This is a genomic window from Methylobacterium sp. NFXW15, assembly GCF_049887755.1.
Classification (GTDB): Bacteria; Pseudomonadota; Alphaproteobacteria; order Rhizobiales; family Beijerinckiaceae; genus Methylobacterium.
In genome coordinates this window covers 1-13,243 of sequence record NZ_JAGEKG010000013.1, presented here as the reverse complement: position 1 = coordinate 13,243, position 13,243 = coordinate 1, and the positions used below count along the sequence as shown (strand labels likewise).

Sequence of the window (13,243 nt, the reverse complement as noted above, 5' to 3'; positions counted from 1 at the left end):
CAACGGGCGACGGGCACCCCCTGTTCCGCAATGAACGGGCCACGCATGTCATGCCTGAGTTCGAACCGGACAACGCGTCGAGATCAGCATGAAGTCTGCCCCCCTCCTGTTTGCCGCCCTGTCGGCCGCGATCCTCCCGGTCTCCGCTGCGCGGTCAGATAGCTGCTTCGAGGGCTTGGCGGGCAAGGCGATCGAGGCCGGCGTGCCGCGCGAGGTCGCGCAGACGCAACTCGGTACCTTGACGCCCGATGCCGATGTGCTGGCGGCGACCCGCAATCAGGCCGAGTTCACGAAGCCGGTCTGGGCCTATGTCGATGCCTCCGTGACGCCGGAGAAGATCGCGGAAGGCCAGCGTAAGCTTCAGCAATGGACGAGCGCTCTCGATGCAATCGAGGCCCGGTACGGGGTCGATCGCTACACGCTCGTCGCCTTCTGGGGTGTCGAGTCGAGCTACGGAGCCGTGCTCGATGATCCCACGATTGTCCGCCCGGCGGTGCGCTCCCTCGCCACGCTGGCCTGTGGCGATCCGGGGCGGCCGGATTACTGGGGCGCCGAACTCATCGCCGCATTGAAGATCCTAGCGGCCGGGGATGCGACGCCGGAGCGGCTGACAGGCTCATGGGCGGGCGCGCTGGGCAACACGCAGTTCATGCCGAGCGTCTTCCTCTCGCGCGCCGTGGATTTCGACGGTGACGGGCGGCGCGACCTGTGGGGTTCGGTGCCGGATTCCCTGGCCTCCACGGCGAACTACCTCGTTGCCGAGGGCTGGAAGGCAGGCGAGCGGTGGGGCGCCGAGGCGACGCTTCCCGATGGGTTCGACTTCGCGCTGGCGGACGAGACTACGTCGCTCACCCTGGCCGAATGGCGCATACTCGGTGTGAAGCCCGTGCGGGACGACGGCTTGCGCGATGAGAACAAGGCGACGCTCTACCTGCCCGCCGGGGCGCGCGGTCCCGCCTTTCTCTTGATGCCGAACTTCGCGGTGATCCTGCGCTACAACACATCCTTCTCCTACGCGCTGACCGTGGCCCACCTTTCGGACAGGCTGCAAGGCTGGCCGGGTTTCGGGCGGGATTGGCCGCGCGGCGACCGGATGCTCGGCACCGAGGAGCGACAGGACCTACAAACCCTGCTCAACGAGCAGGGTCATCCAGTTGGCACGGTCGATGGCAAGATCGGGCCGCGCACGCGGGCGGCGTTGCGGGCCTTCCAGAAGGCTTCCGGCCTGCCGCCCGATGGCTATGCCAATGCCGTGATGCTGGAGACGCTGAGATCGCAGAAGAAGTGACGGTCAGGCTCGGACCTGGAGAAAGTGGCCCGCCGGGCCCGCTTCATCGGTGAAGACGCCGGCCGTCAGCGCGCCGCCATAGACCGCACCGGTGTCGAGATTCGTCCGAAAGGGCCTGCGCTCCGGTTGGCCCCCACGCTGCGGCGTGTGACCATGGACGACGTGGCGGCCAAAATCATGGTCCCCATCGAGGAACCCATCGCGAATCCAGAGGCGATCATGGACGTCGCTGTCCTCCGGCGGGGTTCCGGGCCGGAAGCCGGCATGGACGAACCAGCGGCAGGCATCCGAATGCAGGGTCGGCAGGCCTTCGAGCCAATCGAGAATGTTGCTCGGCAGATCCGAGACATCCCGCACCCCGAAAGACTCGAGGGTCGCATCGCCGCCATTGGAGAGCCAATGCAGGGCGGCCTCTTCGGTCGTGAGAGCGTCGAGCAGCATCCGCTCGTGGTTGCCCATCAGGCAAATAACGTGATCGGGTTCGGACCATTGCAGGCGGCTCAACGTCCGAAGCACCGAAGCCGAATCCGGACCGCGATCAACGTAATCCCCGAGGAAGACGATCGTCCGCTCGCGGCCATCGGCATACGCGTCGATCCGCTCGAGCAGCGCGTCTAGCTGCTCGTTACAACCGTGAATATCGCCGATGGCGTACGTCAAAGCCGTTGATTGCATGAGCCGTTGTCCACGGGACGCAGGCGCCGTGCAAGACGAGGCGATGCCTCAGGCGTTCGGCATCCTCAGCACGATCTTATCGCCGCCCTCGCGGGCCACGTCGCGATAAGCGGCAGGAGCATCGGCCAGCGGCACTTCGGTCACTGCGCCGCAGATCAGCGCGCCTTGGGCGAAGAGGTCGCCGATTTCGCGGAGCATCGTCGCGCAGGCGCGGCTGTCATAGAGCAGCGAATTGATGCCGACGATGGATCCGCCCCGCCGGTAGAGGTCGAGTACCGGCGTCTCGACATGGCCGCTCGGCGGCGCGGAGATGATGGCCACCCGGCCGAAGGTCTTGATGGCGCGGATCGCTTCCGGAAGGCGGTAACCCGTCGTCTCGAAGGCGACGTCGAAGCCGGTCGGAAGGGCGGTATCGGCCGAATAGGCGGCGGCGTCGAGGCCGATGGCCTTTAGCTCCTCAGCCTGTTCGGGGCGGCGGACCGCGACATGCACCTGAGTTCCGCCCGCCCGGGCGAGATCCGTCGCCGCGCGGCCTACCGCGCCTGCGCCGACCACGAGGAGCCGGGTCTCCGTCGTCACACCCGCACGCTTCAGTGCATCCCATGCGGTGGTGAAGGGAACGCCGAGACTCGCAGCCTGGGCAAAGGAGAGGGCCTCCGGCATGGTCGCGACGCCGTCGGCAGGAAGGGTGAGGAATTCGGCGTGGCTGCCGTCTCGGTCGAAGCCGAGATCGCGGCCCGTACCCCAGACGCGGCGGCCGATGAGAGTTGCATCACCCTCGACCACGATGCCCGCGAAATCGCGGCCGGGAATGCGCGGTACGGTCGTGTAGGGGAAGCGGCCGAGGACGTTCTTCACGTCGCTCGGGTTGAGACCCGCCGCGTGAACCGCCACGCGGACATGTCCGCGAGCAGGGACGGGGTCCGGTACCGTCTTGACCCGCACTTCATCGAGGCTGCCGGTGGCGTGGAAGCGGACCGCCTGCATGGCGATGCCGTCCTTACGGAGATGTGATTCCGCCCATGCCGCCGCCGCCGCCGCCGCCGCCGGGCGCTGGGCCCTGGGCATTGGCGCTGGGGCTGCCGCTGGAGGCGAGGGCGCGGCGCTTGTCGGCCTGCATGCTGGCGGGATCGAAGTACTTGGCCGCATCCCCGAGCTGCGCCGCAGGCTGGCAGTTCGGCGTGCAGGACAGGGATTCCCGGTCCATGCCGCGCTGAACAGTGATCGTCGCCTCGCGGGAGGCTTCGACACGGATCATCGTCTCGGCGATCAATGTGCCCGTATTGTCGAGAGCGATCAGGTTGGTCGAGCCGAAGCTCTTGCCGGTGAGGATCAGCACGCCGTTCTTCTGCGGCGTCACCTCTGCGATGAACGGATTTCCGACGACGACCGTCTGCGTCTTCTCCGGTAAGCGGATCACCTTGGCGTTGTCGACGATCACCGTAACGACCGGTAGGGATTCCGGCGGCGCGGCCTGCACCGGGGCCGTCAGCAAGCACAGCATGCTCAAGGCGAAACCGAGCCTTCCGGCCGGTGAGAAGGTGAGACGCATCGATACAAGCCCGTACACGGTGCGCGGCTACGCCGTGCTCTTCCAGCAAGCACGGAAGTGGTAAACGTTCCACTAAATGATATAGCGCTGATTGCGCGATGAAGACCGGACGTGAGTGATTATCAATTCAATTTTTATTTACCCTGTCGCGATTGTGAGCACTTTGCCGCTGGTTGTGAGATCAGGTTAACTCAATTTCAAGGCGTGGCACCCAGTGTGAACGAGCCGCCGATCGAGGCGCAACACTTCGTCGGTCACCGAGCGATATTCGTATTTAGGACCATCACCATGAAGAGCATCGTCAAGCGCTTTGCCGGCGACGAGTCCGGCGCCACCGCCATCGAGTACGGCATGATCGCCGCCCTCATCGCCGTCGTCATCATCGGCACGCTGAAGGTGATCGGCACGCAGCTCAACGCGAAGTTCGGCTCCATCTCCGCTCAGCTGAACTGATCGGATAGCAGCCTTCTCCGATCCGCGGCACGGGGAGTAACCGCCGCGTCCTGAAAAGGACGGGGCGGAAGCTCACCGTGCCGGAGCGGCTAACAAGACCGGGGACCACGATGAGCGGAACCATCATTGCCGAGTTCGGGCTGCTGGTGCTGTTCCCCTTTCTCATGGCCTACGCCGCTGCGAGCGACCTGCTGACCATGCTGATCCCCAACCGGATCTCGCTGGCGCTGGTGCTCGGCTTCGCCATCCTGGCGGGAAGCGGCCTGATGAGCCTGTCCGACATCGGCCTGCATGTCGGCGCAGCCGCCGTCGTCCTGGCAACCACCTTCACGCTCTTCGCCCTGAACATCGTCGGCGGCGGAGACGCCAAGCTTGCGGCGGCCACGGCCTTATGGCTCGGCTTCGACGGCTTGCTCGACTATCTGCTTGCCGCCTCCGTTCTCGGCGGTCTCCTGACCTTGGCCCTGCTTGCGGCGCGCTCGCACCCGCTCCCGAACCCGCTGGCCAAGCTGCCCTTCGCGCTGCACCTGCACGACCGTAAGACCGGCGTGCCCTACGGCATCGCGCTCGCTGCCGCCGCCTTGCTCGTCTTGCCCGAAACCTCCGTCTGGACGGTCGTGACCGGCGCCTGAGGATCTGGAGCGCGCGCCACGGCGCAGCTACAAGGGCCCATGCCCCTCGCATTCCTGCGACGCCCCGATCCCGACCACCTCGACATCCACCACGAGGGGACGCTGCTGCGCGTCGCCCTGCGGCGGCGCGACACCGCCCGGCGCATGACGTTGCGCGTGTCCGCTGCCACCGGTGAGGCGGTGATCACCCTGCCTCCGCGCCTTGCCGTGAGCACGGCGCAGCGCTTCGCCGCGAGTCATGCCGGCTGGATCGCCGCCCGGCTCGCACGCGTCCCCGAGCGCACCGCCTTCGAGCCCGGCGCCGAGATCCCGATACGCGGCGAGCCGCATCGGCTGGTTCTGCGGGGGGCGCGCAGCGGCGCGGCGTGCTTCGGCGAGGAGGAGGGGGGCAAGGTCCTTTCCCTCGCCTGCGACGAAGCGCATTTCCCTCGCCGGGTTCGCGACGCCCTGATGCGCGCCGCCCGGGCCGATATCGACGCATCAATCGAGCGGCATGCGGTGCGGCTCGGCCAGCGGCCCGTAAAGGTCACGTTGCGCGATACGCGCAGCCGCTGGGGTTCATGCACCGCCAGGGGAGAGCTGAACTTCTCCTGGCGGCTCATCCTCGCGCCGCCAATGGTGCTGGATTACCTCGTCGCCCACGAGATGGCGCACTTGCGCGAGATGAACCATTCGCCGCGCTTCTGGGCCGTAGCCCACCACCTCTGCGGCCATGTCGATGCCGCCGAGGCGTGGCTGAAGCGGAACGGCACGCAACTGCACCGCTTCGGCTGACGCTCAGCCCTTCACGCGCAGGACACGCCGCGTGGTGACGACTTCCGCAGGCCACGCCGGACGCGGATCGACCTCGCCGGGGTTGAGCGTGCGCGGCGCAACGCTGTCGCAGACTTCTCGCTGACGCAGGATGACCGGATTTCCGAACTGGTCATGCCGCCGGATGATGCCCCCCTCCCGGCAGAAACCCGCGATGGCAGCCGAGCCACCACGACGACCATAAGGGTTCACCGCCACGGGCGGATGCTCGACGATCAACCTGTCCGAATGCTCAAGGGAGCGCTCGACATAGGTGGTCTCACCCACCGGCAGCCCCTGTGCGCCGGCTTGCGCAAGGCTGGCGAGGAGGCCAGCGGCCGAGAGGACGAGAAGACGCATGGGACTATCCGAGATTGTGGCGGCGGTGGGGCCTGTTCGCCTTAATCTAGTCCAGAAGCGTGGCTGCGGGTAGCCGTCGTCTGCGCTGCATGGGTCATTCGCTTGACAGCGCATGGGCCCGCATGGTCGGAACACCCTCATTTTCCGGGCCGCCGCCGTCAGGCGCGGCCTCTCCGACAGGGTCAGACGGTGCCGTTCCTCGTGAGGCTCGAACGTTTCCGGCATGCGGCTGCGCTGTCCGGGTTGCTTTTCCTGATGTCGCTTCTCTCCGCCGCGCCAGCCGCTGCGCAGGGGACCGTGCGCAAGACCTTCGACGACTGGCAATTGCGCTGCGAGACGCCTGCGGGCGCCAAGGCCGAGCAATGTGCCCTCGTGCAATACCTCGCCGCCGAGGACCGGCCGAACCTGACCCTTGTGGTCATCGTGCTCAAGACTGCCGATAATCGCGGCTATCTCCTCCGCGTGGTCGCCCCGCTCGGCGTATTGTTGCCCTCTGGCCTCGGCCTCAAGATCGACCAGACCGATATCGGCCGCGCCGGATTCGTGCGCTGTCTCACGACAGGCTGCGTCGCGGAGGTGGTGATGGATAATGGGTTGATCCAGCAGTTCAAGAACGGCTCGAAGGCCACCTTCATCGTGTTTCAGACGCCTGAGGAAGGCGTCGGTATACCCCTGTCGATGAAGGGCTTCGCCGCCGGATTCGACAGTCTCAAATAGCCCTGTTCCAGTAAGCCTGTCCGGGTCCTCGTCATGGTCGGAAAGCGGATCAGCCTTCTTAGTCTCGCACTCGCGACGGCACTGTGCGCCTCGCCTGTGGGCGCCGAGGAAGGCAACATCTTCTCGAACCTGCTGAAGTATGGCGGGACCACCGTGCCGCCGTCGCAGCCCAAGGAACTCGAGGCGGCCTATTGCCCGACCGTCGATGTCGCTGAGGGCGGCGCGGCGCTCCGCATCATGGCGGGGGCCAATGTCCGCACGCAGATCAGCGTCGGCCGCATGGCACGCGAATGCGCCCGCCGCGAGGATGGCTCGATCGCCCTAAAGGTTGGCGTCGAAGCGCGGGTGCTTCTCGGCCCCGCCGGATCACCCGGCCGGTTCGACGTGCCCGTCACCGTGTCCGTCAAATATGACGACAAGGTCGTAGCGAGCCGGGTTGGTCGCACCACCGCCGAGATCGACAAGGGCGAGGCGCAGACGATTGCGCAAATCGTGGTCGATGACCTCACCGTGCCTGCGGCGATGACGCGGGATTACGAGATCGAGGTTTCGCTCGGCGCTGCCAAGGCACCGTCCAAGCCGAAGCACCGCCGCAAGCCGGCCACCGCTGCCGCCCCGGCGGGCGGAGGCGACGCTGCTCAGTGAGCCGATCGACCCGACTGCCGGACGTGCGGGGTGGCGGCATGGACAGCCGGTCGCCTTTCGCCTGGAACCGAGCGGCGATCCCAACTTCGAGTCGCGCCTGATCCTGACCGGCTGCTCCCGCGGCTGGTTCAGCATGACTTTTGTCGCGGATGCTACCGCGCCGTCGCGTCGGCCGGTCCTCAGGATCCGGCGCAGCGATGGCGACGCGCAGGTGCTCGTGCTCCCCGGCCCGGCGCTGGGCCTTGCTCATTGGATCGGCCTAATCCCCAGCGATGCGATCGACATCCTTATCTCGACGGATCCCGGCACCAAGCTGACCCGCGTCGGGCGCCGCAGCGAGGCGAGCGTGTTGCTCGAATGCGCGTGGCGGAAGCCGGGCAACGCTGCCGCTGCGCTGCTCGCCCGGATGCGGGGGCAGGGGCGACGCGTGCGGGATATCTTGCGGGGTGGCGTGGCGGTGACGCGGCGGACGCGTTTCGCTGCCTGGGCAGACGAGCGCCGCGTTGCTTTCACAGGCAAGGCGCCCCCTCTGCCGATCCGCTGTATCGTCCTCTCGGACGCCTCCGACACCGACGCCCTGGCGCGGACAGAGGCATCGCTGACCGCTCAGACCTATCCCCTCGCCACGGTCGAGGTGGTGACCAGCGCCTCCATCGGAAGCCCCGCCGAACTCCTGGGCGACGCCGCGTGCCTTTGCCTGCTACGGGCGGGGGACGCGCTCGATCCAGACGCGCTGGCCCTTCTCGCGGCGAGCCTCGGCACGGCGGACCTCGCCTACGCCGACGAGATCGTCTCGGACGGATCGCCTCGCCTCAAGCCCGACTGGAGTCCGGACCTCGCCCTGGCTACCGGCTATGTCGGGCGAGTCGCGCTATTTTCGCGGGCGCTGATCGAGCGCCTGCCTCAGCTGCCCCTCGGCCCGAGCATGGAGGCTGTGGAAGCCTTCGGCATTCTCGCGGCCCATGCCTGCCGCCGGGCCGTCCATTGTCCGCGCCCCCTCGCCAGGGTGTCTCCGGCCTCGACGCATCCCCTCGGCCGCTGCCTCGCCGCGCTTGGATCTCCGGTCCGGGTAGCCGAGCGGGACGGAGCCATGGATCTGAAATGGCCCTTGCCCGATCCGGCCCCCCTCGCCAGCGTCATCATCCCCTCGCGCGATCGAATCGATCTCATCTCCGTCGCTTGTCGCGGCGTGCTCGAAGCGACCGATTACCCGGCCATCGAGCTGGTCGTGGTGGATAATGGCTCCACTGATCCGGCCGTCCTCGCATTCTATGAGGAGTTGCAACGAGACCGCCGCGTGCGGATCGTGCGATATCCTCACGATTTCAACTTCGCGGCCATGGTCAATGCCGGCGTACAGGCCGCGTCCGGCCAAGTGGTCGTGCTGCTCAACAACGATATCGGCGTGAGGAATGCCGGTTGGCTGGGTGAGATGGTACGTCAGGCTATCCGGCCGGAGGTCGGCGCGGTCGGGGCGAAGCTGCTCTTCGGGGACGGGACGCTGCAGCACGTGGGCGTGGTGGTCGGCCTCGCGGGGAGGGCGGGCCATCTCCTGCGTCGTCGCCCGGCCGATACGCCCGGCCATCTCTGCCAACTTCGCGTCGCGCACGAGGTGTCGGCTGTGACGGCGGCCTGCCTCGCAGTCTCGCACGAAAAGTACGAAGCGGTCGGTGGTTTCGATGCCGAGAGCTTCCCGGTCGATTTCAACGACGTGGATTTTTGCCTTCGGCTCGGCGCACGTGGCTATAGGACGATCTGGACACCCGCCGCCGAACTCTATCACTTCGAGTCGGTCAGCCGGGGCCCCTCCGTCGGTGCGAAGCGCGAGCGGTTCGAGCGTGAGGCCGCCCGGTTCACGGAGCGATGGCTCGATGTGATCCGGCACGATCCCTTCTATCACCCCGCCTTGTCGCTCACGACGTTCGGCGAGGATCTCGAATGAGTCGGCCGGACCCCATGGGCGGCGTCTCTCTCGGTGAGCCAAGCGGATCGCGGCGCTCATTCAGGGCGACGGCACGGGACGTGTTGCGCCAGCCTCGCGCGGCCCTTGGCGTGCTGACGGCCCGCCTGGCGGGCAAGCGCCTTCGCGCTCGTCAGCGGCTCGCGGCCCTGATCGGCATCGATCACCGCCTCGCCCTGCCCGCCACGGAGATGGATCGGCCGCGCGACGAAGCTCCCGCCGGAGGCAGCTTTATCCTCCTGGGCAGCGGCACACTCCTGCAAGGCGCATCCGAACGGATCGAGCGTGCCTTCGCGGACGACCCGAATTTGCAAGCGCTCTACGGCGACGGGCTGGTTCAACGGGAGCCGGGTGGCCCTGTCTTCCCGATCCTGCCCCCGGCTTTCGATCCGGACCTGTTGTTGTCGGTCGATTACCTCGGCACCCTCGCCGTGCGACGGGACGCGCTGCTCTCTCCATCGGATCCGCTTTCGGCCGCCTTCGTTATCGCCGAACGTTACGGCGCGAAGGCCATCGGCCATCTGCCAGGTCTGCTCTATCTCCACCGTCCCAACGACGAGCCGGCGAACCATCGCCTTGCCGCTGTCCGCGCTCATCTCGACCGCACCGGACGCGAGGCCGTGATGCTGATGATGGAGACCGGCGGCCTCGTGCGCGTCACCCATCCGCTCCCCGAAACGCCCCTCGTCAGCGTCATCGTGCCGACGCGCGACCGGCTCGATCTTCTGCGACCCTGTCTCGACGCCCTCCGCTCCCGCACGGCATGGCCCCGTCTGGAGGTCCTGGTTTGCGACAACGAGAGCCGCGAACCCGAGACACTCGCCTATCTCCGCACCCTTGCGGGGGAGGGGAGGGGGGTCGTCGTGCCCTGTCCGGGGCCCTTCAACTTCGCGGCGATGAACAATGCGGCGGCGGCCCAGGCGAAGGGCTCGCTGCTCGTCTTCATGAACAACGATGTCGAGGCGTTCCGGCCGGACTGGCTCGTCGCGATGGCGCGTCACGCGCTTCGCCCAGAGGTCGGCGCGGTCGGCGCCAAGCTTCTCGATGGGGAAGGGCGTATCCAGCATGGCGGGATCGTCCTCGGCACGGGCGGGCTCGCCACTCACGCCCATCGCCACTTCCCGGGCGATGCGCCGGGCTATCTCTCGACCCTGCGCGTGGCGCATCGCGTGTCGGCCGTCACGGCCGCCTGCCTGATGGTGGAAGCCCGCAAGTTCCACGCGGTCGGCGGCTTCGATGCGGATGAGTTCGCGGTCGATTTCAACGATGTCGACCTGTGCCTTCGCCTCAACGCGGCGGGCTACCACACACTGCAGGTGCCGGAGGCCGTGCTCCATCACCGGGAAGCGGCAAGCCGCCGCTGGACACCGGAGGCCCGCGCCCGGCACGAGCGCGAGGTCGCTGCCTTCAAAAAGCGATGGGGGCCGCTGCTCGTGCAGGACCCCCATTATCATCTCGGTTTCGATACCGGTCTCTCGACCCATGCGAGGCTGGCGAAGGACTTTCCCCGGCAGGGTCCCGTTCGCCGCCCCGCCTGAGCGTTACTGCACGAGGCGCGGGCCGCCCAATTGCACCTTCTCGTTCTCGGCCATGATGCCGAGGCGCTTGGCGACTTCGGTATAGGCCTCGATCAACCCGCCGAGATCCTTGCGGAACCGGTCCTTGTCGAGCTTGTCGGAGGACTTGATGTCCCACAGGCGGCAGGAGTCCGGGGAGATTTCGTCAGCCACGACAATGCGCATCATGTCGCCTTCCCACAGGCGGCCGGTCTCCATCTTGAAGTCCACGAGCCGAATGCCGACGCCGAGGAAGAGGCCGGACAGGAAGTCGTTGACGCGGATCGCCAGCGCCATGATGTCGTCGATCTCCTGGGGTGTCGCCCAGCCGAACGCGGTGATGTGCTCTTCCGACACCATCGGGTCGTTGAGCTGGTCGTTCTTGTAATAGAACTCGATGATGGAGCGCGGCAGCTGCGTGCCTTCCTCCAGGCCGAGTCGCGTCGCCAGCGAGCCCGCCGCGACGTTGCGCACCACGACCTCGAGCGGGATGATCTCAACTTCCCGGATCAGCTGCTCGCGCATATTCAGCCGACGGATGAAGTGCGTGGGCACCCCGATATCGTTCAGGTTCTGGAACACGAATTCCGAGATCCGGTTGTTCAGCACGCCCTTGCCGTCGATGACTTCGTGCTTCTTGGCATTGAACGCGGTCGCGTCATCCTTGAAGTGCTGGATCAGGGTGCCCGGCTCCGGCCCTTCGTAGAGGACCTTCGCCTTGCCCTCGTAGATGCGACGGCGGCGATTCATAGGCGTGTACCGTGGTTTGAGGAAGTCCATCTGCCGGGGCTCCTGGGTAGCGCGACGAGTGAAGCGGGATCCGCGGCGAAGCGACCGGACGCTTGGTCGGGCAGCCTGAGGCCCCTCGCGAAGGGCCCGGCGGCCACGCCGCAAACTACCCGAAGCGGGCTGGCAGCACAACGCGTTAGCCCCCCGCGCTCATCCGCGGGAGGCTCGCGCGATTCCGGTTCAAGCGGTCTTGGCCGGATAACGGCAGAGATCCCGGATCGAGCAGGCGGTGCAATCCGGCTTGCGCGCCTTGCACACGTACCGGCCATGCAGGATCAGCCAATGATGCGCATGCAGCAGGTACGCTTCGGGGACGATCGCCTCGAGCCTCGCCTGGATCTTGTCGGTGGTCGCTGCGACCGCGAGGGGAATGCGGTTCGAGACACGGAAGATATGCGTGTCGACCGCGATCCGGGGAATGCCGAAGGCGACGTTGAGGACGACACTCGCCGTCTTCGCCCCGACGCCGGGTAACACCTGAAGGTCTTCCAGGGTGGCCGGAACCTGTCCGCCATGGCGCTCGATCAGGATGCGCGACAGTGCGATGACGTTCTTCGCCTTGGTGTTGAATAGCCCGATGGTGCGGATGAAATGCCGAACGGTCTCCTCGCCCAGGGCCAGCATCTTCTCCGGCGTGTCGGCCACCTCGAAGAGCGGGCCCGTGGCGATGTTCACGCCCTTGTCGGTGGCCTGGGCCGACAGCACCACGGCCACGAGCAGCGTATAGGGATTCGTGTATCGCAGGTCGCTCTTGGGCTCTGGATTGGCGTCCCGCAAACGTCGGAAAATTTCGCCGACGGTTGCGGCTTCCACCGGCTCCGGCGCGGCGGTGGCTTGGCCGTCGAGGGCGATTTTGGGCAGGCGAGCGGCAATCCGTCCGTTGGCCGCGGCGGCGGAAGACTTTCTGGCGGGCATTCGCGCGTTATATCTGGGGCATGGCGAGCGGCAATCCTTCAGTCCATCCGGACGGGCTTGATCCAGATACCTTCGACAGGCCGATCTTCACGACGACGATCCGGCCCCATCAATCGCTGAGCCGCATGGGCTTTCGCGTGGTGATGGGTGGCCTGTGCCTCGTGTCCCTGGCGGTGTCCGTTTGGGCATGGCGGATGGGCTTCTGGCCGATTGCCGGGTTCTTCGGCCTCGACATGCTGGGCATCTACCTCGCCTTGAAGACGAGCGTGAAGCGAGGGGCCTCCTTCGAGGAAGTCATGATCTCGCAGATCGAAATCCTGCTTGCCCGCGTGAGCCACCGGGGGGAGCGGCGCGAATGGCGATTCAATCCCCTCTGGACCAAGCTCGAATCCGTCGATGACGACGAGTACGGATTGCAGCGCCTCACGCTCGTCTCGCGCCGACAGGAAGTGGCGGTTGCGCGGGATGCCGGGCCCGAGGAGCGGGCTCGTGTGGCCGACGGGCTGAGCCGGGCGCTCGCCGACATCAAGAAGGGCCGCTGATCGCCTGGCAGCGCGTCACGCGGGCGTCACGGGCTTCTGCGAGAAAAATCGACCGATCGCGAAAAAGGCGATTGACGGGGCGGGGAGTGGTCCGTATACCCTGTTCATCGGCGCCGGCCGCGGAAGCGGACCGGTTGACGACGCACCTTCTGAACATCGCGGCAGGGTTGGCCGGCGAATGCCGGGCGAACTGCTGTTTTTGTCTTCAGGTGTGGAGGTTGACGGGTAGCCCCGGCGCTTCGGCTCTTTGACATTGTGATTATGAGGAAGGGAGACGCGGGCGGCGTTTTCGTTTGTCCTTGCGGATCTGGCTTCGTGCTGGATCGTGAGAGACGAGACGCTGATCGTAGATCTCCTTTTTGAGCTC

Annotated in this window: 15 protein-coding genes; 9 read left to right on the top strand and 6 right to left on the bottom strand. The window is 66.6% G+C overall.

The features are described from left to right. Nucleotides 1–88: 88 nt before the first annotated feature. On the top strand, nucleotides 89–1,288 hold the full coding sequence (locus J4O73_RS21550) for a lytic murein transglycosylase (RefSeq protein ID WP_426220738.1): 1,200 nt from the start codon (nucleotides 89–91) through the stop codon (nucleotides 1,286–1,288). Nucleotides 1,289–1,291: 3 nt separating this feature from the next. Here the strand turns inward: J4O73_RS21550 and J4O73_RS21545 are convergent, their stop codons facing one another. From J4O73_RS21545 to J4O73_RS21535, 3 genes are read right to left on the bottom strand one after another with little or no spacing between them, the layout of a single operon-like run. Then, nucleotides 1,292–1,963, bottom strand: coding sequence for a metallophosphoesterase family protein (locus J4O73_RS21545; RefSeq protein ID WP_426220736.1), 672 nt, complete (start codon nucleotides 1,961–1,963; stop codon nucleotides 1,292–1,294). A gap of 48 nt (nucleotides 1,964–2,011) precedes the next feature. Continuing rightward, entirely contained in the window at nucleotides 2,012–2,950 is a 939-nt protein-coding gene (locus J4O73_RS21540) for a quinone oxidoreductase family protein (RefSeq protein ID WP_426220734.1), read from the bottom strand. Between the two features lie 13 nt (nucleotides 2,951–2,963). Beyond that, nucleotides 2,964–3,515 carry a pilus assembly protein N-terminal domain-containing protein gene (locus J4O73_RS21535; protein ID WP_426220733.1) on the bottom strand — a complete coding sequence of 184 codons (552 nt, stop codon included), beginning with the start codon at nucleotides 3,513–3,515 and terminating at the stop codon, nucleotides 2,964–2,966. Between the two features lie 288 nt (nucleotides 3,516–3,803). On the opposite strand from J4O73_RS21535, the gene J4O73_RS21530 reads away from it, so the two are divergent. From J4O73_RS21530 to J4O73_RS21520, 3 genes are all read left to right on the top strand, one after another. Then, nucleotides 3,804–3,968, top strand: coding sequence for a Flp family type IVb pilin (locus tag J4O73_RS21530; protein WP_426220731.1), 165 nt, complete (start codon nucleotides 3,804–3,806; stop codon nucleotides 3,966–3,968). Between the two features lie 110 nt (nucleotides 3,969–4,078). After that, nucleotides 4,079–4,600, top strand: coding sequence for an A24 family peptidase (locus J4O73_RS21525; RefSeq protein ID WP_426220729.1), 522 nt, complete (start codon nucleotides 4,079–4,081; stop codon nucleotides 4,598–4,600). 39 nt (nucleotides 4,601–4,639) lie between these two features. Then, nucleotides 4,640–5,374 (top strand): M48 family metallopeptidase, encoded by a 735-nt coding sequence (locus tag J4O73_RS21520; RefSeq protein WP_426220727.1) that lies wholly within the window; start codon nucleotides 4,640–4,642, stop codon nucleotides 5,372–5,374. A gap of 3 nt (nucleotides 5,375–5,377) precedes the next feature. Here the strand turns inward: J4O73_RS21520 and J4O73_RS21515 are convergent, their stop codons facing one another. Continuing rightward, nucleotides 5,378–5,752: a hypothetical protein gene (locus J4O73_RS21515; protein WP_426220725.1), complete on the bottom strand. Its 375-nt coding sequence runs from the start codon at nucleotides 5,750–5,752 to the stop codon at nucleotides 5,378–5,380. 255 nt (nucleotides 5,753–6,007) lie between these two features. On the opposite strand from J4O73_RS21515, the gene J4O73_RS21510 reads away from it, so the two are divergent. From J4O73_RS21510 to J4O73_RS21495, 4 genes are all read left to right on the top strand, one after another. Further along, a complete protein-coding gene (locus tag J4O73_RS21510) occupies nucleotides 6,008–6,469 on the top strand; it encodes an invasion associated locus B family protein (protein ID WP_426220724.1) in 462 nt (153 codons plus the stop codon). A gap of 33 nt (nucleotides 6,470–6,502) precedes the next feature. Continuing rightward, nucleotides 6,503–7,114: a hypothetical protein gene (locus tag J4O73_RS21505; RefSeq protein WP_426220723.1), complete on the top strand. Its 612-nt coding sequence runs from the start codon at nucleotides 6,503–6,505 to the stop codon at nucleotides 7,112–7,114. 133 nt (nucleotides 7,115–7,247) lie between these two features. Beyond that, the gene (locus J4O73_RS21500; RefSeq protein ID WP_426220721.1) at nucleotides 7,248–9,056 is read left to right on the top strand and encodes a glycosyltransferase family 2 protein; all 1,809 of its coding nucleotides are present in this window, start codon (nucleotides 7,248–7,250) and stop codon (nucleotides 9,054–9,056) included. Continuing rightward, complete coding sequence (locus J4O73_RS21495; protein ID WP_426220719.1) at nucleotides 9,053–10,612, top strand: glycosyltransferase; 1,560 nt, start codon at nucleotides 9,053–9,055, stop codon at nucleotides 10,610–10,612. Before J4O73_RS21500 ends, J4O73_RS21495 begins: the two co-directional genes overlap by 4 nt. Nucleotides 10,613–10,615: 3 nt before the next feature. On the opposite strand, the gene purC is transcribed toward J4O73_RS21495, so the two are convergent. Both purC and nth read right to left on the bottom strand, forming a co-directional pair. After that, a complete protein-coding gene (gene purC / locus J4O73_RS21490; protein ID WP_378970029.1) occupies nucleotides 10,616–11,410 on the bottom strand; it encodes a phosphoribosylaminoimidazolesuccinocarboxamide synthase in 795 nt (264 codons plus the stop codon). Between the two features lie 189 nt (nucleotides 11,411–11,599). Beyond that, a complete protein-coding gene (gene nth, locus J4O73_RS21485) occupies nucleotides 11,600–12,334 on the bottom strand; it encodes an endonuclease III (RefSeq protein WP_426220717.1) in 735 nt (244 codons plus the stop codon). 20 nt (nucleotides 12,335–12,354) lie between these two features. Here nth and J4O73_RS21480 point away from each other — a divergent pair, with 20 nt between their 5' ends. Beyond that, the gene (locus J4O73_RS21480; RefSeq protein ID WP_426220716.1) at nucleotides 12,355–12,876 is read left to right on the top strand and encodes a DUF2244 domain-containing protein; all 522 of its coding nucleotides are present in this window, start codon (nucleotides 12,355–12,357) and stop codon (nucleotides 12,874–12,876) included. Nucleotides 12,877–13,243 lie beyond the last annotated feature (367 nt).